This window comes from Flavobacterium sp. T50_26, from assembly GCF_057652995.1.
Genome location: NZ_JBYFCC010000020.1, coordinates 70867 through 83962 on the forward strand (window position 1 = coordinate 70867; position 13096 = coordinate 83962).

The following is a 13096-nucleotide window of genomic DNA, read 5'->3' on the forward strand; positions in this document are numbered from 1 at the left end:
TTACTTATTCAAGCGTATCATCTGTATAATTCTCCAAATCTCTGCGGTCTTTTTTGGTAGGTCTTCCTTCTCCGGTTTTTCGGTAATGTTCTTTGGATAATTTTAGCAATTCTAAATGAGCAAAACTTTCCGGCGGTGTTTCGTCTTTTCGATAAATATCAACCAATTTTGCACCCACACGACTCTCAGGAATGGCTAAAACCTTTATTTTATAAATGATTTGCTCCTTTCTAAACGTAACGTCATCACTCGGAAAAACCTCTCGTGATGGTTTGGCAACTTGACCATTTACCGTAACATGATTTTTTTTGCAAAGCTCAGTAACCATATTTCGGGTTTTAAAATATCGCACACACCACAAGTATTTATCTACACGCATACCTTTTTTCAGAATTCTTCGTTAATTATTATACAAAAATAAATCAAAATTGTATCTTGCGACACTTATTTTAAGATAATATTATACTAAACCTAAACAATAAATTTTATAAAGAAATGCTATTAAAAAGATTTAAAAATGTTTTACTGATCGCAGTGTTGTCTGCAATAATTTTTTCATGTAAAGATGATGATGATAATGGCGGAACAATTATTCCTCCTAAAGACAGAACAGTTCAATATGAAGATGATATAGATTCTATTCAAAAATATATTAAAACTCATTATATGGTTGTTGATGCGGATATGAATGTTACTTTTGCAAAAATAACTGATCCTCTAACTCAAGTTTCTATAAAAGACCAAACAGATTATCCTATAGATTCAATTACTAGAAAAAATGATACTCGTGTATCTTATTTAAAAGGTGGTAGAATTGAAGATCCTGTAGATTATAAAATATACTATATCTTGTTAAACGAGGGTGGAGGACAACGCCCAACTACAATAGATTCTTCTTTTGTGGATTATAGAGGTTGGACATTAGAAAACCAAGAGTTTGACAGAACTTCAAATCCCGTTTGGACTTCATTTCCATCGAGTACTGCAGAATTTATTGCCGGTTTTAGACAAGTTTTACCCTTAATGAAAACTCCTGAAACCACCACTGTTAATGGAGACGGATCGGTATCCTATTCAAATTTTGGTAATTGTGTAGTTTTTATTCCTTCCGGTTTAGCCTATTATAATAATTCAAGAGGGTTATATATTTCTGCTTATGAGAATTTGGTTTTTCAAATTACATTAAAAAGTTTGCGTTACAATGATCATGATCGTGATAAGATTTTATCTAAAGACGAATATTATAACCCGCCAGGAGACACTGATTTAGAATATTTCAACCAAGATTCGGATAATGATGGAATTCCAGACTTTTTAGATTCTGATGATGATGGTGATGGTGTATTAACTAGAAATGAAATTAAAATACCTGGAACAAATCCACAACAATATTATCCTTTTAGTGATATTCCGGATTGTTCTGGAGACCAAGTTACTCCTACTAGAACTAGAAAACATTTAAATTCAGCTTGTCAATAATAAAAAAAAACGTCTCACACTAAATGGGACGTTTTTTTTTGCTTTACAAGTTTTGGTTATTTTCCATCCTTATCAACTTTCGGTCTTTCATCAGCATTAGCTAATTCCCAAGCTACTGCAAATGCCAATTGAGCTCTTTTGGCAAGCAAAGGATAATCAATTTTATCAGGTGTATCGGTCGCTTTGTGATAATCATCATGAACTCCATTAAAATAAAATATTGCAGGAATTCCTTTTTTCGCAAAGTTATAATGGTCAGAACGATAATAAAATCGATTTGGATCGTTTAAATCATTGTATTTATAATCCAATTCCATCCCAATATACTTCGTATTTGCTTCTTCAGAAATACGGTGCAAATCGGTACTCAAACGATCTGAACCAATTACATACACATAATTATTGTTGTCTTCTTTTCCGTAGCCTCTTCTTCCAATCATGTCAATGTTGATGTTGGCAATGGTATTGGCAATTGGAAACAAAGGGTTTTCAGCATAAAAACGAGATCCATGTAAACCATGCTCTTCACCAGTTACATGTAAGAACAAAATAGAACGTTTCGGACCATTACCTTCTTTTTTAGCTTTTTGAAAAGCAGAAGCAATTTCTAATAATGCAACTGTTCCTGAACCATCATCATCTGCACCATTATAAACCTCGCCGTTTTTCATTCCAACATGATCATAATGAGCCGAAATAACTAAAATTTCATCCGGTTTTTCAGAACCTTCTACAAAAGCCCAAATGTTTTCTGAATCACCTAATTTTGGACTAAATTGTTTTTTGAAAAATTCAGACGGAATTGGTTGATAAAATGTGGTAGCTCCTTTTGGAAAAGAAATTCCCATCGCTTTGTATTGATTAATCAAGTATTCGCCGGCTTTTTTCTGTCCGGGCGTTCCGGTATCTCGACCTTCCATTTCATCAGAAGCAACAATATAAAGGTGTTTGCTTAAATTTTCGGCTTTAATTTCGGTTAAATACTTTTCAGGTGAAATTTCTTTAGCACTATTTTTATTAGAAGAACATCCCGCTAATAAAAATCCCAATACAAAAGAACTCAGGATTATTTTTTTCATTTTATATCAAATTATTTCGACAAATATAATAAAGTAGGTTTACAAAATTTCTTTCAAGAAAGATAAAAAGTGAACAAAGGAACGTTTGTCTGCCAATTCATTATAAGCAGCACCTTTTGAATTATCGTTTCCGGCTTTTTTATTTGTGAATGAATGCACAGCACCAGAGTAATAAATCATTTGCCAATCTGCTATAGCATCTTTCATTTCTTTTTGAAAAGCAAGGATTTCTTTTCCAGATACAAACGGATCATCTGCACCATGAAGCACTAAAACTTTTGGTTTAATTTCAGTTATAATTCTGTCTTCCGCTTTGCCCAATCCGCCATGAAATGAAACAATTCCTTTTACATTTAATCCGGCACGAGCGGCTTCTATAGCTCCGGTTCCGCCAAAACAATAGCCAATTACTACAATTTTGTCTTTATTTGCTCCGGCTTTAATGAGTTGGTCGAGTGCTAATTGAATTCTACGATGATAATCAGCAACATTATTTTTATAATTACCGGCCTGTTTACCGGCTTCAGAGCTATTTTTAGGATAATTTCCTTCACCATAAATATCAGCAATAAAAGTATGATAACCTAAGTCTGCGAGTTGTTGAGCTACTTCTTTGGAATGGTCATCAATTCCCATCCATGCCGGTAAAATCAAAATACCGGAATTGTCAGCATTTGCTTTTTTAGGTTTGGAAGAAAATCCGTTCAGGTTTTGATTTCCGTCTTTATACGCAACAGATTGTATTTGAGCATTCATTGAAAAATGTGCAAATAACAGTAAGCCAAATAGTTGTTTCATAATTAATTTTTTATTTCAAATTTCGTTATTTAATTTTAAGAAAATGTAATAATTAGTGTAATTTTATGATTCAAAATTCAATTAATAATAATGAAAGAACTTTTAAAGACAACGTACGGTTTTATTTTTGAAGATAATTTAATAGATGAAATAGCAGAAGTTTCCTTACTTAGAGACTTTAGTGAAGGCGATGTTTTAATTGATTTTGGCGACTATATCAAAAAAATGCCATTACTCATTGAAGGAGCTATCAAAATTTTAAGAGAAGATTTTGATGAAGGCGAATTGCTCCTATATTTTATTGAAAAAGGTGATACGTGTGCCATGACCATGGCCTGTTGCATGGGCGAAACAAAAAGTGAAATTCGTGCTGTTGCCGAAACCAACGGAAAAGTAATCATGATTCCGGTGCACAAAATGGAAGAATGGTTGGGGAAATATAAAAGTTGGCGAAATTATGTTTTTAATAGCTACAACAATCGTTTAAAAGAAATGCTAAATGCTATTGATAATCTGGCTTTTATGAACATGGATGAACGATTGATGAACTATTTAATCGACAAATCTAAAATTAATCATTCCAAAGAAATTCATACTACACATCAGGAAATTGCCTATGATTTGCACACTTCTCGTGTGGTGGTTTCACGACTTTTAAAAGCGTTAGAAAACGGAGGTAAAATTAGACTTCATCGAGCTTCAATCGAATTATTGAAATAAATAATGTATCAAAAGTTACAAAGTAATCGATTTATCAGCTTTACTTTTGATGAAAATTATAATAATGGAAACAGCCCAAATAGTAGGATATTTGCTTGCCGTTCTAGTAGGAGTTTCACTGGGGTTAATTGGTAGCGGCGGTTCCATTTTAACCGTTCCAATATTAGTTTATATCATGGCTGTTGAACCTGTTTTGGCCACAGCATATTCTCTATTTATTGTAGGTTCTACAGCTTTGGTTGGCGGAGTAAAAAGTGCACTTCTTAAAAAAGTTGATTTTAAAACAGTTTTAATTTTCGGAATTCCTTCGATAGCAGCAGTTTATTTAACAAGAGCATTTCTGGTTCCAATAATTCCTGATGTAATTTTTACTGTTGGAACGTTCATATTAACCAAACCTATCGCTTTAATGATTTTGTTTGCAATCGTTATGATGATGGCATCGGTTTCAATGATAAAGCCTTCAAAAGTAAAAATTGATGAAAATTTACCTTTAATATACAATTTTCCACTTATTTTAGTAGAAGGTATAGCGGTTGGAGTTTTAACAGGTTTAGTAGGAGCAGGGGGCGGATTTTTAATCATTCCTGCTTTAGTTTTATTTGCCAAAATGCCAATGAAATTAGCTGTTGGAACGTCACTTTTTATTATTGCCGCAAAATCACTTTTAGGTTTTTTAGGCGATTTAAAAAGTGATCAGCCAATCGATTGGATTTTGTTATCCTATTTCACAATCGCTTCCATAATTGGAATTTTCATCGGAATTTACCTCTCCAAAAAAATTGAAGGAAACAAATTAAAAACAGGTTTTGGCTGGTTTGTTCTTTTCATGGGAATTTATATCCTAGTTAAAGAATTAGTATTATAATTGTAGTATGATTTTTAAAACCGTATTTTCAGGAATCCTTTTTACTATTTTAATAGCTTCTTTTGCTTTGATAATTAGTATTTTATTTCCTTTTTTAAATAGCATTTTAATCGGATTATTATTGGGAATTGTAATTGGGAACTTTTTTAAATTACCATCAAAATTCTCACCTGGAATAAGTCTTACAGGATCGAAAGGCTTAGAATTTTCGATACTTTTTTTAGCCTTTGGTATCAATTATTCTTACATGGGAAAAATTGGTTGGCAAAGCTTTTTATTGGTTGCAGTCGTTGTTTTTGCAGTACTAATTTTTAGTGTTTTTTTATCCAAAAAAATGAATTGTCCCAGCACAGTTGGTTGGATGGTTGGGTTCGGAACCGCCATTTGTGGTTCCAGTGCCATTGCCGCTTTAGCTCCAAGTTTAAATAAAAATAAAGAAGATGTTGGCGTTGCTATGGCAGTAGTTAACTTATTTGGTACGTTAGGAATGCTTTTCTTACCATTAATTCTAACACTTTTTCCTTTTTCAACCACAGAAATAAGTTTGCTTTTAGGAGGAACACTTCATTCTGTTGGAAATGTAGCCGGAGCAGCTTTTGCCATTTCACCTGATGTTGGAGATCAAGCCTTAACCATAAAATTAGCTCGGGTTGCATTACTTTCTCCCGGTTTAATCTTTTTTTCCTTCTTAACCCAAGACAGCAAAGGCAAAAATTGGAAAAGCTATTTTCGGCTACCTTGGTATTTATGGGGTTTTATTTTAATAACTGTTTTTGTATCATTATTTAAAATTCCACAAAGTTTTATTGATTTTTCTGCAGAAATTGGTAAAGTATTATTAACTGTCGCAATGACAGCAATTGGATTGAAAGTAAGTTTTTCAGCCCTAATTCAATCCGGAAAAAAAGGATTATTCTACGGTTTCCTCATTTTTTTATTTCAAATTATATTGATTCTTCTTGGGATATTCTTTGTAATTAACTGATAAATATCATTTTGTATTTTTTTATTGGAGACTATTTTTATCAAAATTTTTAATACAATGAAAATAGAACAAATTTATACAGGCTGTATTGCACATGCTGCTTATTATCTTGAAAATAAAGGTGAAGCAGCCATTTTTGATCCACTTCGTGAAGTTCAACCCTATATTGATCGAGCAAAAAAAGACAATGCTAAAATTAAGTATGTTTTTGAAACGCATTTTCATGCCGATTTTGTTTCAGGACATTTAGATTTAGCCCAAAAAGAAGGAGCAAAAATTGTTTACGGACCAACTGCAAAACCCGGTTTTGATGCGGTGGTAGCACAAGATAATCAATTGTTCAAAGTTGGTGATTATACTATTAAAGTTATTCATACGCCCGGACATACACTAGAAAGCACAACCTATTTATTAATTGATGAAAACGGGAAAGAACATGGAATAATTTCCGGTGATACTCTTTTTATAGGTGATGTGGGCAGACCCGATCTGGCTCAACATGTGATTGCAGATTTAACGCAAGATAAATTGGCTCGAATGCTTTTTCATTCGCTTAGAAACAAAATCATGCCTCTTTCCGATGATTTAATCGTTTATCCTAATCATGGAGCCGGCTCTGCTTGCGGAAAAATGATGAGCAAAGAAACGACTGACACCTTAGGAAATCAGAAAAAAACTAACTATACTCTTCGACCTGATATGACAGAAGACGAATTTGTGAACGAGTTATTGACTGGTTTAACAACTCCGCCGGCCTATTTTCCTAAAAATGTATTGATGAATATTCAAGGGTATGAAAGTTTAGATACTATAATGAACAGAGGAAAAATAGCTCTTTCTGTTGAAGATTTTCAAAAATTATCACTAAACCATGATGTGCTAATTCTCGACACAAGAAGAGCTGAAGATTTTGCAATAGGATTCATTCCAAATAGTTTAAACATCGGATTGGAAAGTAATTTTGCCATGTGGGTGGGAGAATTAATCGATAATATTAAACAAAAAATTCTTCTCATAACTTATCCCGGCAAGGTAGAAGAAAGCATCATTCGCCTTTCAAGAGTTGGATATGATTATGCCATCGGATATTTAGAGGGTGGTTTTGATGCTTGGTTAAATGCAAATAAAAAAATAGAGTTAATAAATAGAATAACTGCTCAAGAATTACCGCACGAAATTCAAAATAATAATAAACTTTTAATAGACGTTAGAAAGAAAAGTGAGTTCAATGCAGAACATGTAATCGATGCAATCAATATTCCGTTAAATGAAATTTCTAAACGTCTAAATGAATTTCCAACAGATAAACCATTCGTTTTAAATTGTGCCGGAGGTTATAGAAGTATAATAGCCGCTTCTATTTTAAAGCAAAATGGTTTTTCAAATTTTTCAGATGTTGTCGGAGGTTTTTCAGAAATCAAGAAAACGTCAATACCAACAACAGAATTTGTTTGTCCATCCACCTTATTATAAAACAATCATAAATTTTTGTCAAAGCCTGAATTGATTGATTTAGGCTTTTTTTATTTCTTATCTTTGTAACTATTGTTACAACTTTTTTGGTTGTTGAAGTATAATTTTACACAAAATTAAAAAGTATGAAAATAGAACAAATATATACCGGATGTTTAGCTCAAGGAGCCTATTTTATTGAAAGTAAAGGCGAAATTGCCATCATTGATCCATTGCGAGAAGTGCAACCTTATATTGACAAAGCAGAAAAAGTAAACGGAAAAATAAAATACATTTTTGAAACACATTTTCATGCCGATTTTGTGAGTGGTCACGTTACGTTAGCCGAAAAAACAGGAGCACCAATTGTTTACGGACCTAATGCAAATCCGAGTTTTAAAGCTCATATTGCTAAAGATGGCGAAGTATTTCAGTTAGGCGAAATCACTATTACTGCCTTGCACACGCCCGGCCATACGATGGAAAGTACAACCTATTTATTAAAAGATAAAAACGGAAAAGATCATGCCATTTTTAGTGGAGACACTTTGTTTTTAGGCGATGTAGGTCGTCCCGACTTAGCTCAAAAAGCCGCTGATATGACTCAAGAACAATTAGCAGGATTATTGTATGAAAGCCTTCGCACCAAAATCATGACATTAGCCGATGATGTAATTGTTTATCCTGCACATGGAGCCGGTTCTGCTTGCGGAAAAAACCTAAGCAAAGAAACCGTTGGCAGCATTGGTGAACAAAAAGCAAGCAATTATGCTTTGCGAGCAGACATGACCAAAGAAGAATTTGTGAAAGAAGTAACCGATGGATTATTACCACCACCGGCATATTTTCCAATGAACGTTAAATTAAACAAAGAAGGCTACGAAAATGTAGAAAACATTATCAAAGAAGCTCAAGCATTTGAACCAAATGTGTTTGAAACGGTTGCAAATGATACGGATGCACTAATTTTAGACGTTCGTCACCAAGACGATTTTGCCAAAGGACATATTCCAAAATCCATATTTATTGGTATCGACGGACAATTTGCTCCATGGGTTGGTGCGTTAATTTTAGATTACAAGCAACCTATTTTGTTGGTAACTCCAGAAGACAGGGAAGAAGAAACCATAACCCGCTTAGCCCGTGTTGGCTACGATAATACGGTAGGTTTTCTAAAAGGTGGTTTTGAATCTTGGAAAAAAGCCGGAATGGAATATGATACTGTAACTACCGTTGATGCTACCGTTTTAGAAGAAAAAATCAAAGAAAATGTTCCCGTTTTTGATGTTCGAAAACCCGGCGAATATGCTTCTGAACACATAGTAGATGTACCATCAACTCCATTAGATTTCCTAAACGAACATTTAAGCGAATTTCCAAAAGAGAAAGATTTCTATGTGCATTGTGCCGGCGGATACCGCAGTATGATTGCTGCATCAATTCTAAAAGCGAGAGGTTATCACAATGTTATTGATGTAAAAGGTGGTTACGCTGCTATAAAACAAACCGAAATTAAAAGAACGGCCTACGTTTGTCCGAGTACTTTATAATTTTAAAAAATGATCAGTATGAAAAAAATAATTTTGATATTTCTATTCGCATTTGTTGCATTTTCTTGCCAATCCCAAAAAGATTCTAAAATTAAAGTTGTTCAAAAATCTGAATTTCAAACAGTTATTACTAAAGAAAATGTTCAACTCATTGATGTTAGAACGCCACAAGAATATGCTGATGGGTTCATCAAAGGAGCAAAAAATATCAATGTAAATGATGCTAATTTTGAAACCGAAATCCAAAAATTAGATAAAACTAAACCCGTTTACATCTATTGCAGAAGTGGTGCTAGAAGCCAAACAGCTGCCAAGAAAATGGTTGAATTAGGTTTCACGCAAATTATTGATTTACAAGGTGGTTATATGAACTGGAATTAATTTTTTATCATGTCAAATTTTACAGATATTATCAATTCTCCAAAACCCGTGTTGGTTGATTTTTTTGCCACTTGGTGCGGACCATGCAAAATGTTGGCTCCAATTCTTAAAGAGGTGAAAGATGAATTAGGAGAAAATATTTCAATTATCAAAATAGATGTTGATAAAAATCAGCCATTAGCAGCTCAATACCAAGTACGAGGTGTGCCAACCATGATGCTTTTTCAAAATGGAAAGCAACTTTGGCGACAATCCGGAGTTCTTTCTAAACAAGAAATTGTCAAAATAATTCAAAATAATAGGTAAGATTGATTTTTTTCTAAAGAATAAGTCTAAATCTTAAAATTGCATTAAAAAGTGCAGGCTTTTGTCAAAGTATCGCAATAAATTATATATTTGTAATAATAAATCGTTAATTCATAAAATCGTATATCATGAAAAAATTAGTTTCATTATTAGTTGTAGCCGCGTTTTTTGTAACTGCAGATGCTATGGCAACAGATCCAAAAAACAAAGAAAAGAAAAAAGATAAAGCTAAAACTGAAAAAGCTGCTTGCTCAAAAGAAGAGAAAAAAGATTGTGCAACCGGTGAGAAAAAAGCATGTTGTGCTTCTAAAAAAGCAGAAGCTAAATCATAATTATAATTTAAAGTTAATAAAAAAGTGTCAAAGAAATTTGACACTTTTTTTATACAAAATACCTATCTTTAGAGAAAAATTGCTCTATGAAATTTCTTAAGCTTTTTTGCTTGCTTTTTGGTTTTTCGTTAACTTCAACTAGTCAAACACTTGAAGAACCAATGGTGCAAACAGATATTATTTCCAAATCCTATTCACAACAATGGGAACTCGACTCCATTCACAAAAAAGGTACATTTCGCTTAGTTTCCTATAAACCTATATATATTTCAGCCGGACGATGGTCAAGTAACCCAAATGAAAAACCCTACAGCGAAAATCCTGAATATTCTGCTACAGAAGCACAGGATTTCAATCGCTACGAAGCAAAATTTCAACTGAGTTTCAAAACCAAATTACTTCAAGGTTTGTTTTGGGGAAAAGCAGATATTTGGCTAGCGTATACACAAAAAGCGTATTGGCAAATTTATAACAAAGATTTATCACGAGCATTCCGAGAACTCAACTACGAACCGGAATTAATCTTCGTTTATCCTTTAAAAATCAAAGCATTCGGCGGTCATTTCCGTTCAACAGGCGTTTCAATTAATCATGAATCTAACGGACGTGATTTTCCGCTGTCAAGAAGTTGGAACAGAATAATTTTTCATCTGGGATATGAAAACGATAATTGGATTGTCTCCTTAAATCCGTGGATACGTTCCTCAGATACCGATGATGAAAATCCAACCATCACAAAATTCGTTGGTAATGGTGAAATTACTGCGGCTTATTCGTATAACCGACATGAGTTTTACACCATTGTCAGACATCCATTCGACCGAATCAAAGGCGGAAGCATCCAATTAAACTACGTTTTCCCAATGAAAGGGCATTTACGTGGACACGTTCAGTTTTTTCACGGTTACGGCGAAACGTTAGTCGATTACAATCACAGCCAAACCACACTCGGAATCGGAATCTCATTCGCCAATTGGTAAAATTAAAATTAATTTAAAAACTACTTTTATGAATTTATCACACATCGAACACATCGGTATCGCCGTAAAAAGTCTGGAAGAAGCAATCCCTTTTTGGGAAAACATGCTGGGACTCAAATGTTATAACATAGAAGAAGTAAAAGAACAAAAGGTCAAAACTGCATTTTTCATGCTAGGTCAATCCAAAATAGAACTGTTAGAATCTACCGATCCCGACGGACCAATCGGAAAATTCATAGAAAAAAGAGGCGAAGGAATTCATCACTTAGCCATCGCAGTAAAAAACATTGAAGAAAACCTAAACGAATTAGACCAAAAAGGCGTTCAATTAATCGACAAAACACCCAGAAAAGGAGCAGAAGGATTAGACATTGCTTTTCTTCACCCAAAAGCTACACATGGCGTTTTGCTCGAACTTTGTGAGAATAAAAACGGATAATCAATTGATTTTTGGTAAAACCAATTTAAATTCACTCAAATAACTATCTAATAATTCACCTTCTTTAAACACTTTTTTAAATAGAATTTCTTCCGTACCAAAATGAAAATGAACCTCTACAAAAAAAGTATTTAAACTGTAGAGTTTTTTAATCACAGGTTTCCCATTGCGTTCGGCAACAACAACTCCTTTATCAAAAAGAATTTCATATTGTTGTTTTTCCGCTAAGGCCAAAAATTTAATAAGTTTCAAACTAGTTTTATTTTTGACGAAGATACCAAAAAACTTTTTTTAAAGAAATTTTTTTCAAAAGTTCAAAAAACAATTTTTTATATTTGATAAAAAAACAAATATGCTCTTTCCAATAGGCGACGACCAAGTCAAAGGCGGACAATTTCCTATCTTCAGTTATGTTTTCATTGCAATAAACATTGCCGTATTCTTTTTTCTGCAGATTCCAAACGAAGTTTTCACCTATTCCTACAGCACAGTTCCCTACGAAATAACAAAAGGAATCGATCTGGTCGGCAACATCCAAGGCGTTCCGCATTATCCTGGACCAACACCTATATATAGTACACTTTTTACATCCATGTTCATGCACGGCGGATGGATGCACCTCATAGGAAACATGCTCTTTCTCTGGATTTTTGCAGACAACATCGAATCCACCGTCGGAAGAAAACGTTTTCTACTATTCTATTTACTAGCCGGACTAACCGCTGCTTTAGCCCACGTTTTTTCCGCACCAAACTCAATCATTCCAAGTTTAGGAGCAAGCGGAGCCATCGCAGGTTGCCTCGGATGCTATTTAGTTATGTTTCCAAAATCCAAAATCAAAATGCTTTTTATCATCAAAATCTTCAGCGTTCCCGCCTTTCTTTTCCTTTTGTTTTGGATAGGGCAACAATTTTTTAATGTATATGTTGCCTCACAAAATCCAATTCAAGAAAGCGGTGTCGCTTGGTTTGCCCACATCGGCGGATTCTTATTTGGAGTTTTAAGCGGAATCTATTTCCGTTTCTATTACCCCAAAATGAAACACATCAACCAACAATACATTCCCGTAAACAGAAACGCCAACCGCTACAACAACCGTCAAATCACCAATCATTTTAAAAATTATTCTGATTAGTTTTTCCAAAAGCTATTTCCCGCTTTCCATTCCAAGCTTGTTTGCCTTGTTGTTTTTTTCTAAGTCAAAAAAAGAGCTTCCTTTGGTCGCTTTTTTTCGCCAAGAAAAAATACAACAATCCTTCACAAGGCTTTCCATTTCAATCGGGGCTAGGGGAGCAGTAGTTAGAAAGCAGTTTTCAGTCATCAGTCCCAGTTTTTAGTCATCAGTGCCAGCCTCAGTTTTGTCATTCTGCAAGATGACGAAGTCGAAATAAGACACGAGCGATAGCGAACTGGCGAAGCAATATCCTGCAAAGCAGGCAAAACCTTAGACCCACCATTCAAAAGCTTCGTGCCTTACTTCCTTAGTGGCAAAAACCAACTATTGTGCAGCAATCCTATTCTGTGTCTTCCGTGCTTTCTGTGAGAAAAAAGTTTTCATACTATTTTCCTTGAACCTACAACCCATCCGCTCCAATCCATCCTAGCGAAGCTATCAAATCCGCCCCAATCCGCGTTCCCTTGACAAGTTTCCAAAAGCTTCGTGCCTTACTTTCTTTGTGGCAATCAACCATTGCGTAGCAATCCCTTTCTGTGTTTTCCGTGCTTTC

Annotated in this window: 16 protein-coding genes; 12 read left to right on the top strand and 4 right to left on the bottom strand. The window is 34.2% G+C overall.

The features are described from left to right. Positions 1-4: 4 nt before the first annotated feature. Positions 5-379 (bottom strand): RNA-binding S4 domain-containing protein, encoded by a 375-nt coding sequence (locus AC23MC_RS12440; RefSeq protein ID WP_487568677.1) that lies wholly within the window; start codon positions 377-379, stop codon positions 5-7. Between the two features lie 116 nt (positions 380-495). Between AC23MC_RS12440 and AC23MC_RS12445 the strand changes: the two genes are divergently transcribed. Then, positions 496-1479: an FKBP-type peptidyl-prolyl cis-trans isomerase gene (locus tag AC23MC_RS12445; RefSeq protein WP_487568678.1), complete on the top strand. Its 984-nt coding sequence runs from the start codon at positions 496-498 to the stop codon at positions 1477-1479. A 56-nt stretch (positions 1480-1535) separates the two neighbouring features. Here the strand turns inward: AC23MC_RS12445 and AC23MC_RS12450 are convergent, their stop codons facing one another. Together AC23MC_RS12450 and AC23MC_RS12455 are read right to left on the bottom strand one after the other, a co-directional pair. Continuing rightward, positions 1536-2558: a M28 family metallopeptidase gene (locus AC23MC_RS12450; protein WP_487568679.1), complete on the bottom strand. Its 1023-nt coding sequence runs from the start codon at positions 2556-2558 to the stop codon at positions 1536-1538. A gap of 39 nt (positions 2559-2597) precedes the next feature. After that, positions 2598-3356 (bottom strand): dienelactone hydrolase family protein, encoded by a 759-nt coding sequence (locus tag AC23MC_RS12455; protein WP_487568680.1) that lies wholly within the window; start codon positions 3354-3356, stop codon positions 2598-2600. A 90-nt stretch (positions 3357-3446) separates the two neighbouring features. On the opposite strand from AC23MC_RS12455, the gene AC23MC_RS12460 reads away from it, so the two are divergent. The 10 genes from AC23MC_RS12460 to mce all read left to right on the top strand — a co-directional run bounded on the left by AC23MC_RS12460 (position 3447) and on the right by mce (position 11369). Then, positions 3447-4076, top strand: a complete 630-nt coding sequence (locus AC23MC_RS12460; protein WP_487568681.1) for a Crp/Fnr family transcriptional regulator — start codon at positions 3447-3449, stop codon at positions 4074-4076. Positions 4077-4140: 64 nt separating this feature from the next. Beyond that, the gene (locus tag AC23MC_RS12465; protein ID WP_487568682.1) at positions 4141-4944 is read left to right on the top strand and encodes a sulfite exporter TauE/SafE family protein; all 804 of its coding nucleotides are present in this window, start codon (positions 4141-4143) and stop codon (positions 4942-4944) included. Between the two features lie 7 nt (positions 4945-4951). Then, positions 4952-5929 (top strand): YeiH family protein, encoded by a 978-nt coding sequence (locus tag AC23MC_RS12470; RefSeq protein WP_487568683.1) that lies wholly within the window; start codon positions 4952-4954, stop codon positions 5927-5929. Between the two features lie 57 nt (positions 5930-5986). Further along, a complete protein-coding gene (locus AC23MC_RS12475; protein ID WP_487568684.1) occupies positions 5987-7402 on the top strand; it encodes an MBL fold metallo-hydrolase in 1416 nt (471 codons plus the stop codon). 125 nt (positions 7403-7527) lie between these two features. Further along, the gene (locus AC23MC_RS12480; RefSeq protein WP_487568685.1) at positions 7528-8931 is read left to right on the top strand and encodes an MBL fold metallo-hydrolase; all 1404 of its coding nucleotides are present in this window, start codon (positions 7528-7530) and stop codon (positions 8929-8931) included. A gap of 18 nt (positions 8932-8949) precedes the next feature. Continuing rightward, positions 8950-9312 (top strand): rhodanese-like domain-containing protein, encoded by a 363-nt coding sequence (locus AC23MC_RS12485; protein WP_487568686.1) that lies wholly within the window; start codon positions 8950-8952, stop codon positions 9310-9312. Between the two features lie 9 nt (positions 9313-9321). Further along, a complete protein-coding gene (trxA, locus tag AC23MC_RS12490; protein ID WP_487568687.1) occupies positions 9322-9618 on the top strand; it encodes a thioredoxin in 297 nt (98 codons plus the stop codon). A 128-nt stretch (positions 9619-9746) separates the two neighbouring features. After that, entirely contained in the window at positions 9747-9950 is a 204-nt protein-coding gene (locus AC23MC_RS12495; protein ID WP_291095945.1) for a hypothetical protein, read from the top strand. Positions 9951-10036: 86 nt separating this feature from the next. Continuing rightward, positions 10037-10930 (top strand): phospholipase A, encoded by an 894-nt coding sequence (locus AC23MC_RS12500; RefSeq protein ID WP_487568688.1) that lies wholly within the window; start codon positions 10037-10039, stop codon positions 10928-10930. 28 nt (positions 10931-10958) lie between these two features. Continuing rightward, positions 10959-11369: a methylmalonyl-CoA epimerase gene (gene mce / locus AC23MC_RS12505; protein ID WP_487568689.1), complete on the top strand. Its 411-nt coding sequence runs from the start codon at positions 10959-10961 to the stop codon at positions 11367-11369. On the opposite strand, the gene AC23MC_RS12510 is transcribed toward mce, so the two are convergent. Then, on the bottom strand, positions 11370-11621 hold the full coding sequence (locus AC23MC_RS12510; protein ID WP_248433942.1) for a hypothetical protein: 252 nt from the start codon (positions 11619-11621) through the stop codon (positions 11370-11372). Positions 11622-11721: 100 nt separating this feature from the next. Here AC23MC_RS12510 and AC23MC_RS12515 point away from each other — a divergent pair, with 100 nt between their 5' ends. Then, positions 11722-12504 carry a rhomboid family intramembrane serine protease gene (locus tag AC23MC_RS12515; protein WP_487568690.1) on the top strand — a complete coding sequence of 261 codons (783 nt, stop codon included), beginning with the start codon at positions 11722-11724 and terminating at the stop codon, positions 12502-12504. The last annotated feature ends 592 nt before the right edge of the window (positions 12505-13096 follow it).